The organism is Chryseobacterium sp. CG10_8 (assembly GCF_058117085.1).
On record NZ_JBYVEB010000105.1, the window covers coordinates 1 to 10,017 of the forward strand.

Consider the following 10,017-nt stretch of genomic DNA (forward strand, 5'->3'; position numbering starts at 1 on the left):
TTTCATTAAAATGAAGTACTAATTTAAAACTACTTTGATAGCTTCTCCGCTAAATTTTCTAATGTTTGACCTTTGGTTTCAGGCATCATAAACTTCACCCATACCACCTGCAATATCATCATAAAAGTGAAGATGGCAAATACTGCAGCTCCCCCAATTTCTTTGAACAAATAAGGAATAAACGCAGGAATAGCTGCTGCTAAAACCCAATGCACCGAAGAACCAAAAGACTGTCCAGCTGCCCGAAGTTTGTTAGGAAAAATCTCAGATATAAAAACCCAAATTACAGCACCTTGACTTATTGCATGTGCCGCGATGAAAAGGAAGAAAAATATTGGAATTAAATTTCCACTCCAACCAAAATGAAAAGCCAATGTTACCAATCCCAAAGAAATAATATATCCTACAGAACCAATGTACATCAACGTTTTTCGACCGAATTTATCGATAAGTGAGATTCCGATGAGTGTAAAAATAAGATTGATAACACCAATTCCGATACTGCTTAAGAATGAAGCAGATTTTTCCAATCCTGCTAATTCAAAAATTCTTGGAGCGTAATATAAAAAGGCATTAATCCCCGAAAATTGATTGAAAAAGGCCATCAAAAAAGCAAGCATAAAAGGAAATCGATACTTTTTCATAAAGATATTTTCCGTTACCGTTTCTTGATGTTTTTCGTTTTCGATATTTTTCATCAAGGCTTCAACATCGGCCTCAGAATTAATTTGTAACAAAATTTTCTTAGCATTTTCTTGGTCGTTACGGTATTCAATTAGCCAACGTGGGCTTTCAGGAACGCCAATTACCATCAAAGTATAGATAAAAGCAGGGATGGCTTCTACTCCCAACATCCAACGCCAAGCGTTTTCTCCAATATCTTTTAAAAAATAATTGGAAACAAAAGCACTCAAAATCCCAAAAACAATATTGAACTGATAAAGCGCAACCAATCTTCCTCTTTTTTTGGCAGGAGCGATTTCGGAAACGTAAGCTGGAGCAACAACCGTAGAAATACCAATTCCAACACCACCAATAAATCTGAAAAAAGCAAAAACATAAGGGTCATTAACCAAAGCACAACCAATTCCTGACACAAAGAAAAGCACCCCAATCCCAAGAAGTGTTTTCTTTCTACCCCAATTATTAGTTGGAATAAAACCAAAAATAGCTCCTAAAACCGTTCCCCAAAGCGCAGAACTCATCACAACCAAGCCATGAAACAAGTCGGTGCTATTCCATAAACCTTGCAATTGTTTGTCGGCACCCGAAATAACGACGGTGTCAAACCCGAATAAAAATCCAGCAAGTGCCACAACGATGGACCAATAAAGTAATTTTGAATTTTTCATGCTCTAAAATTTTTTTGAAAATCATTGGAGAAAAATTATCTCCAAATGCTTTTGATAGGGTTAATTGTAAAATTAGATAGCTTAGTTTTTTTGGTGGAAGTTACCTTTAAATCAGAATAAGCTTCTGTTGGAAAATACAGATTAGTGAAAGAAAATTCGCCATCATTCAAGATGATTTCAACTGAGGAATGGTCAAGATAAAGTTGAATATTTCTGATTTTTTGATTTCGTAAATCCATCGTTTGAAGTTTCTCTGCAAAAGTTTTTTCAAAATCAACTAAACCTGATTTTTTTCGGTCAGTGATGAGCTGATTTCCTTTTAATTCAATAATGAATACTTCATTTTTTGAATTTGAAAATTCAATTTTTAAATCATTTTCTTGGCTTTTGTTATCGAAGCCAATGTGAGCTTGAGACAAATCAAATTTGGTTTGAAAGGGTGTTTTAGCACTTTTTTTAGATAATCCTTTTTCTTCAATTCCTTGAAATTGTTCCACAACTTTTTGAGTCAAAATATATTGTCCATCAATTTTCTTCAAAGATAATTCCCTTGGTAAAGTCATAGCGCTTCGCCAAATTTCAGTCGGTACTTTTGTTGCGTAAAACCAATTGCTCATCCACGAAATCAAGATTTTCTTATCATTAGGAACATTCCCAAAAGTTACACCTGCATAATAATCCATTCCTGAGTCTAACCAAATCGAATTTTGGGTATGTTTAAATGTCTTTCCATCGAAATCACCTACGAAATATCGCGTTCCAGAACCGCCATTCGGTGCTTTTCTATCATGATTTTGTATAAGAACCCATTTGGATTCGTTAGAATTTTCGACTTTTAATTCAATTAAATCAGGGCATTCCCAAACACCGACATCAATATCGTTTTCAGGTTTAAAAGTGCTTTCCAGCTTCCAATCTTTTAAATTCGGGGAAGAATAAATCTGCAAATGGTCATGAACCGCCAAAGTCATCGTCCATTGATTGATAAGCCTATTCCAAAAAACTTTCGGGTCACGAAAATCTTGCTCTCCTGAATTATTCAACACTGGATTTCCTGCGTATTTCGTCCACGTTTTTCCTTCGTCCAAACTGTAAGCAATCCCTTGACTTTCGGTGTTTTTCTTTCCTGCTTTCCATATTTCATCGTTGTGATATGTAAAAATCGCAACCATAGCATTTTTCCCAAATCCTGCGGTGTTGTCTTTGTCAATAACTGCACTTCCTGAAAAAATCCAACCATTTTTGTCAGGATACAAAGCGATTGGCAAATGCTTCCAATGGATAAGGTCAGTACTTTCTGCGTGTCCCCAATGCATGGGACCCCAAATATTATCATTAGGATAATACTGATAAAATAGGTGATACTTTCCGTTGAGATATACCAAACCATTTGGGTCGTTCATCCACATTTTTTCGGGGGTAAAATGATATTGCGGACGATACTTTTCGTTAAATGAAGTGGTTTGAGAAAATAGATTCAATGAAAGACCTATCAGAAGAAGGATTAGGAATTTTGGTTTCATCCTGGAAAATTTTATTAAAAATAATAAATTTCAAGGAATGACAGAAAGGGAAACGAGATTATTTAAAAGGTTTTCTTTGAACCCATTCCGATTTGGGTTCAATGGACGGAAAAATTCGGTTCATCCAAGGATTGATGAGCGAATTGTTATGTTTAATTAAGCCAAAAATTTCAACAGGTTCTGCTCCGATGGTTGATTTAATTTCAAGTGCGGTTCTTCCGAAGATTATTTTTTTGAATTGGTTTTCAATTCCAAATTCCACCATGTCCAAAAGCATATTCAAGTAGATTTGTTTTTCTTTTTGAAGCGTTTTATTGTAGCCTAAAAAGTAAGTGTCGATATTTTTTTGATTAAGTAATAACGTATAAAAACCGATTAATTCATTTTGCTCAAAATATCCAAAAACCCTGAAATTTTCTTTCAGATTTTTTTTAAAACTTTCAAAATGATTCTCTGTCAAGAAAAAAGTATTAATAGAAGCATTTTCAGCTACATTGTGATAAAGCTGATTCATTGAGTTCTGATGAAGAATAATATCTTCCAAACTCATTTCTCTTTTTTCAACTGTTTCTGAAATTTCCAATTTCTTTCGAGCCGACTTTGCCCGAACGCGATATTTTTTAGAAAAATCATTGAGATAATCTGTGTACGATTTCCAAGAATCTCGAATTTCTAAAACCATATTCGGTTGAACAGAAAATTTAAAATAAGATTTAAATGTTTCAACTTTAAAATAGTTAAAAACCGAGTCTTGATAATCTTTAAAGATAACAATGGATGATTTTTTAATTTCATTCTGAACTTTATCAACCGCTTCTAACAGAAGTGAAACTGTTTTTTCAGGTGAAATTTTCTCAGTGTCAAAATGAAATCCGTTCTGTCCGGTCAACATATTGTTTCCCAAAATAAGGACATCTTTACTGAATTTCTTGGTCAAATAATTTCGGATGCTGCAAGAAACTTTGTTTTGTTGAAGAACATTGTGTTGTTCAAAGTTTAAGTATTGAAATAATGTTCCACCAACCAAATTTTCATTCTGAAAGAAACCAGCATAAAAACATTGCATATTTTCCGGTCTTGATTCGTCTAAAACAGAAAAATATTCCCGTGACAAAAGAAGGTTGTGTTGACCAATAACCTCGTCCCATTGCAAAAGGATATCTCCAGAATTTTTGAATATTTTTATTTGACAATCCATAAAAAAGACTACAAAAGTAGTCTTAATAATTTATTTCGGAGTAACCAAATTAAAATGTCCCATTTCATACCAACCGCAAATAATCCCACCCATTAATATCACGGTAATTAACCAATAACCTGAATTGATGAAAATGTATTTCCATGATTTTCTTTCGAACATTGCATTAATTGCAACGATTGGAAAAATTATCAAAACTCCCAACATTGCAGAATGTAATGCGCCATGACCAAAAGAACGAAACGCTGTTCCATAATCAGCCATAAAAGCAGTATAAGAAGGTTTTGCAAGACTTTCATCTCCTCCAATCATTCCTGATGCACCGAATTGGTGAATGGTAATCGGTTGCAACATAAAAGCCATGAAAAATGAAAAAACGAAAGACAGGATAAAAATCATCGCCATGTTCGCTCCTTTCATTTTGTCTTCCGTCATTTCCGCTTCTTTCATCCAAGCGGTTCCCATTAATTTGGGGTTATACCAAATGAATCCCATAATTAATGGAATAAATGACGCTACAACCAACGCCAAAAAATTAATTTGTACCATAGTTTTATTTTAGAATAATTAAAAAATAAATGTAATTAATTTTTTGCAGAATTCTTACATGACATGTTTATTTTTCAACTTTTACGTCAATGTTTATTGCGGGACTTGCAACAGGAACTTTTTTCCATTTTCCTAGATATTCTCTTATAAAAGTTTTGTTTCCAAAAAAAGCACCACTGAGATAGAAACTCCCATCAATATCATTTAGAATTTGAAGACTCACAAGAAAATCATCATTTGTCCAAATATTATTATCACTAACATCAATTGTGTAGGTATCATCTATCAAATCATTTTTGGTAATCTGTTTACTAATGTCCTCAGAAATAATTGAATTAAAATTTTTGTCATAAATATTTATTCTCAAGAAAACAGGGTTTTTAGCAGAAAAGTAAGTAATATTCAAATTGATTTTTTCAATTTTTGTTCTTTTATTGGTTTTGAAAAGAACAGCAATTTCTTTAGACCGACTTGCTTCAGAAAGTTCGGAGTTATGACCTACTGTAATATTTTTAGCTTTAGTATTATTGCCCCAATTTCTATGAACGTATTTTTTGGGATTAATAACAACTTCTTCAATGTCTTTTATTTTGGGTTTAAGTTCAATTTTGGTGATTTTTTTTTGAAACAAATTTGCAATAGTACTTGTGAAGATTTGATAACCACCAATTTCAATTTTTAGGATTTTGTTTTGGTCAATATTACTGAAATCCATTGTGAAATTTCCGTTTGCATCTGAAATGGTTCCAATGTTTTCATTTTCAATTCCAATCCTTGCATAAGGTAATGCTTCTTGATTTTCTGAGGAAACAATTTTCCCTGAAAATGTTTGAGCAAAAGCAATTAAACTGAACGCAGATAGAAGTAATAAGTAAACTTTTTTCATGTCATTTTTATTTCACCACAAATTTTAAAATTAAAACTTAACAAAAGTCTCAAGAAATCGTTAAATAAAAATAGCTATGTGTTAAATTATTTGAAATTTTTAATTTGGAGTTTAAAGCTTTTTTCTTAACTGATTTAAGGTCTATAAATTTCCGTATTTTTACAACCACAAAAAATGACTTTACCTCTTAATAATTTTACGACTCAATATGAACTACGTTTCTGCAGAAAATCTCACTAAATCTTATGGTTTAAAAGTTTTGTTCAAGAATATTTCCTTTCATATCAACGAAGGAGATAAGATTGCTATCGTTGCAAAGAACGGAAGCGGAAAATCAACACTTCTCAAAATTTTATTGGGAAAAGAGATTGCTGATTCAGGTGATGTGACTATTAATAAGGATATCCAAGTTGTTTTGTTTGATCAAGAAATAGATTTTGAAGGGGAGCTTTCGGTAGAAAAATTTATGATGACCTTAGATTCTGCACCAATTTTAGCCTTAAAAAATTATCATCACGCCTTGCATACCGAAAAAGCTGAAGATATGGAAAAAGCCCTCATCGAAATGGAATTGCATAAAGCTTGGGATTTGGAAAATGAGATGAAGCAGATTTTATCTCAATTAAAAATCACCGATTTAGAAGCTAAAATGAAAACGCTTTCCGGTGGACAAATCAAAAGAGTTGCGCTCGCAAAATTATTGGTAGAAACTAGAGCAGAACATCGTCACACTTTGTTGATTATGGACGAACCAACCAATCACCTTGATGTAGAAATGGTGGAATGGCTCGAAAATTATTTATCTAAAGCCTTGATTACATTGCTTTTGGTGACCCATGATCGTTACTTTTTGGATTCGGTTTGTGACATTATATGGGAAATGGAAGACCAAAATCTTTACGTTCACAATGGAAGTTATGCGACCTATCTTGAGAATAAAATGATTCGAGAAGATAATTTAAACTCAACTATTGATAAAGCCAACAATCTTTATAGAAAGGAATTGGAATGGATGCGAAGACAACCGAAAGCAAGAACGACCAAATCAAAATCAAGAATTGATGCCTTTTACGAAACTGAGAAAGTAGCAAAAACCGATACTCGAAAACAAAATTTAGAGTTGGATTTCGAAATGAAACGTCTCGGAAAAAAAATCTTAGAACTGAAAGACATCAACAAAAGCTTCGGAGATAAATTATTGTTGAAAGATTTCTCTTACCAATTTCAAAGGGGAGAAAAAGTCGGAGTTGTTGGAAAAAACGGAGCAGGAAAATCCACTTTGCTTAATATTATTCAAGAATTAGAACCTGTAGATTCAGGCGTGATTGAGACGGGTGAAACTATCAAGTTTGGATACTTTTCTCAAAAAGGGTTAAAATATAACGAAGATGAAAGAGTCATTGATTTCATCAAAGAAATTGGCGAAAATTTTCCTTTGTCAGGTGGAAGAACCATTTCTGCTTCTCAATTTTTGAGGTTGTTTTTGTTTGATGACCAAACGCAATATTCTCCGATTTCTAAACTTTCGGGGGGTGAGAAGAGAAGGCTTCATCTGATGTATGTCTTGTATCAAAATCCTAATTTTTTAATTTTTGATGAACCGACCAACGATTTGGATTTACCGACTTTGACAGTTTTGGAAAATTTTCTACAGAATTTTCAAGGGAGCTTAATCATCGTTTCTCACGATCGTTACTTTATGGATAGAATTGTTGACCATATTCTAGCTTTTGAGGGAGAAGGAAAAATCAAAGGTTTTACAGGAAATTTTTCGGAATATAGAGAGTCGAAGAGTTTAGAGTCAAAATCTGAAAACCAAGAAATAAGACCTGGATCTAAAAAAACAACAACTGAAAGCCAACAATCAACAATCAAAAAGAAACTTTCTTTCAAAGAGCAACGTGAACTAGAACAGCTAGATAAAGAAATGCCTGAACTTGAAAAAAAGCGTAACGGAATTTTGGAAAAGCTTAATAACGAAACCGATTATGAGAAAATAGCCAAACTTTCTGATGATTTAGAAATGGTTTCAGGTAAACTGGAAGAAGCCGAAATGCGCTGGTTGGAGTTACAAGAAATTTAATAATCTGTTTTAAACGAATTACCTATCCTTTTTGTTAATAGCAATAAGATGTTGAAAAGCAATCATATTTTTAATAAAATTGGTCAATTGTCTGCAAATTGACCTAGTAGTTTTGAAGATGCAATTATCAATGAATTAATATCAATGACTTAAACTACTTATAAGTATTAGTTAAGAGATGTGTAAATAAACAAAAAAAGACAAGTGCTAGGTCTTGTCTTTTTCGTTTACTTATTTTTTTATAAGAAGCTTACTGTTAATTTGTTAGAAGCAGCTTTTGATTTTTCATCACTAGTCATGTTTATTCCTCCTGTCCAGTTTACTGAATTAGCACCTATTAAAACACCATTCAAATTTCCTAAAAATCCAGCAGCATACACCCTTACCTTTACCGTATAAGTACCTGCTGGTAAATTTGTGATGTAGCTATTGGTATTGTTATTCATGAGGGCAAAATAGTTAGCTCCTCCAGGGTTATGTATCATACTAAGATAATTAGTCGAGTCTGCAACATTTCCGGTAAATGTTCCTCCTGTAATCGAAATACAAGTAAACATTTGAGCGAAAAGGTCAGTAGAAAGGGTACTTCCATCATTGTTGGTAATTCCTGTAAATAACGTCCAATTCAAATTTAAAGTTCGTGTTTCTGCCAAAGTAAAAGTAATGGATAATCCAGGTACATCTACCCATTGCTGGTAATTTAGTTGACCAGATGGAGCTTCATTGTCCCTAATTGTTAAAACGCTATTAGAAATCACGGTAGCGGGAATGTTTGTGCTAGTGCTGACAGGTTTCTTTTCTTGACACTGCCAAATAGGACTAGTTGGAGTTCCTGTATTAATATTAAGGCAGCTTTCAGTAGTATCATATACCATCAAACCAGATGCAGGAGTAGTAATTGCTAATTTTTGAGTTGTTGTTAGTCGAGGTATTAACAATCCTCTACTGTTGGATACAATGTCCATTACAGCACTAACGTCAGGATTTACAGTATTAATTCCTACTTGTTGAGCATTTATATTCATTGAAAAATATAAACAAAGGAGTGCAAAAAAAGGTTTCATATTTATAAATTTTAGTTCATCAATTTTTTTTAACTTTAATAAATTTCTTTAAATCCATTAAAGTTAATCGGTGCAAAGTTAAACAAAAATCTGGATTTTAAAAAGATAGAGTCTGTCTAAATTTTTATAATAATCTATTGTGTAGAATAAAAAAAAAGACATAAAACATTGATAATCAGTTGTTTAAGTTGAATTATTTTCGTATCTTGTTGGTAACTAATCAATTAAGATAATAATGATAACCTATCCAACCAACATTTCTGATAACCAATGGACAACAATATTAAACATTTTGGAAGACAACCGCAAGAGGAAATATAGTTTAAGAGAAATCTTCAATGCTCTATTTTATCTCTTGAAAACAGGATGTCAATGGCGGATGTTACCAAGAGATTTTCCAAATTGGAAGTTGGTTTATTATTACTTTTCAAAATGGAAAAACGAAGGATTATTTGAAGTTTTATTAGAAGCTATTCGAGGAAAGGTTAGGAAGAAATTTAATAAAAATGAACAACCCAGTGTTGGCATCATTGACAGCTAATCTGCTAAAACAACCAAAATTGGTGGAAGTGATATAGGATATGATGGAGGAAAGAAAATTAAAGGACGCAAGAGACATATCGTGGTGGATACTTTAGGATTGTTGCTGTTTGTCGTTGTTCATTCTGCAAATATCCATGACAGCAAATCAGCGAAAGATGTTTTGGAAAGGTTTAAGGAGCAGTTTTACACAATCAAAAAAGTGTTTGCAGATGGTGGTTACAGAGGCGAGTTGATTGATATACTAAAAGCCAAATGTTCTTTTGTATTAGAAGTTATATTAAGAACTGACAAAGAAGAAAAGTTTAAAGTGCTTCCTAAAAGATGGATTGTAGAAAGAACTTTTGCTTGGTTTGGTAATTACAGAAGACTAAGCAAAGACTTTGAATTTCAATCGAATACAAGCGAAGCTATGATTCAACTTGCAATGATTAATTTGATGCTTAACAAACTTTATAAATGAAATTTTGACAGACTCTAATTTAGTGATAATACTGTATGATAAATATATAGGTATTAATAAATTATTATTAACCATATGTAAAATACTGTTTTGATTAATTTTTAGGAGCCCAACTGTATTTTGTGTATTCAATTTCAAATTGTTTATAGATACATTGACATATGCTTCAATTATATTCGATAAAGCATGAAAGCTACATTGCGAAAACAGGATAAAATCCTTGAAAATCTCAACAATAAAATAACTACGAAAATAAATCGCTAAGAGCCTGTTTAAATTTGTAAAATGTTTTTACCATTAAGGATTTAAGAGTTTTTCGCTTAATGATTCTTATTTAAAATCAAATTTTTGATTTCTTA

9 protein-coding genes are annotated in these 10,017 nt (G+C 32.5%); 3 read left to right on the top strand and 6 right to left on the bottom strand.

All coding sequences use genetic code 11. The features are described 5' to 3' along the window. Positions 1 to 29: 29 nt before the first annotated feature. The 5 genes from AC4AGG_RS13575 to AC4AGG_RS13595 form a co-directional block, all read right to left on the bottom strand. A complete protein-coding gene (locus AC4AGG_RS13575) occupies positions 30 to 1,352 on the bottom strand; it encodes a sugar porter family MFS transporter (protein ID WP_489772550.1) in 1,323 nt (440 codons plus the stop codon). A 35-nt stretch (positions 1,353 to 1,387) separates the two neighbouring features. Next, positions 1,388 to 2,875, bottom strand: a complete 1,488-nt coding sequence (locus tag AC4AGG_RS13580; RefSeq protein ID WP_489772551.1) for a glycoside hydrolase family 32 protein — start codon at positions 2,873 to 2,875, stop codon at positions 1,388 to 1,390. A 58-nt stretch (positions 2,876 to 2,933) separates the two neighbouring features. Beyond that, positions 2,934 to 4,073, bottom strand: a complete 1,140-nt coding sequence (locus tag AC4AGG_RS13585) for an 8-amino-7-oxononanoate synthase (RefSeq protein ID WP_489772552.1) — start codon at positions 4,071 to 4,073, stop codon at positions 2,934 to 2,936. Between the two features lie 30 nt (positions 4,074 to 4,103). Then, the gene (locus AC4AGG_RS13590) at positions 4,104 to 4,622 is read right to left on the bottom strand and encodes a DUF1761 domain-containing protein (RefSeq protein ID WP_489772553.1); all 519 of its coding nucleotides are present in this window, start codon (positions 4,620 to 4,622) and stop codon (positions 4,104 to 4,106) included. 67 nt (positions 4,623 to 4,689) lie between these two features. Next, on the bottom strand, positions 4,690 to 5,508 hold the full coding sequence (locus AC4AGG_RS13595; protein WP_489772554.1) for a carboxypeptidase-like regulatory domain-containing protein: 819 nt from the start codon (positions 5,506 to 5,508) through the stop codon (positions 4,690 to 4,692). Positions 5,509 to 5,716: 208 nt separating this feature from the next. Here AC4AGG_RS13595 and AC4AGG_RS13600 point away from each other — a divergent pair, with 208 nt between their 5' ends. Continuing rightward, positions 5,717 to 7,591 carry an ABC-F family ATP-binding cassette domain-containing protein gene (locus tag AC4AGG_RS13600; RefSeq protein ID WP_489772555.1) on the top strand — a complete coding sequence of 625 codons (1,875 nt, stop codon included), beginning with the start codon at positions 5,717 to 5,719 and terminating at the stop codon, positions 7,589 to 7,591. Positions 7,592 to 7,830: 239 nt separating this feature from the next. Here AC4AGG_RS13600 and AC4AGG_RS13605 read toward each other — a convergent pair whose 3' ends face one another. After that, complete coding sequence (locus AC4AGG_RS13605) at positions 7,831 to 8,655, bottom strand: phage tail-like protein (RefSeq protein WP_489772556.1); 825 nt, start codon at positions 8,653 to 8,655, stop codon at positions 7,831 to 7,833. Positions 8,656 to 8,890: 235 nt separating this feature from the next. On the opposite strand from AC4AGG_RS13605, the gene AC4AGG_RS13610 reads away from it, so the two are divergent. After that, the gene (locus tag AC4AGG_RS13610; protein WP_489772557.1) at positions 8,891 to 9,196 is read left to right on the top strand and encodes a transposase; all 306 of its coding nucleotides are present in this window, start codon (positions 8,891 to 8,893) and stop codon (positions 9,194 to 9,196) included. Between the two features lie 18 nt (positions 9,197 to 9,214). Continuing rightward, the gene (locus tag AC4AGG_RS13615) at positions 9,215 to 9,658 is read left to right on the top strand and encodes an IS5 family transposase (RefSeq protein WP_489772558.1); all 444 of its coding nucleotides are present in this window, start codon (positions 9,215 to 9,217) and stop codon (positions 9,656 to 9,658) included. Positions 9,659 to 10,017 lie beyond the last annotated feature (359 nt).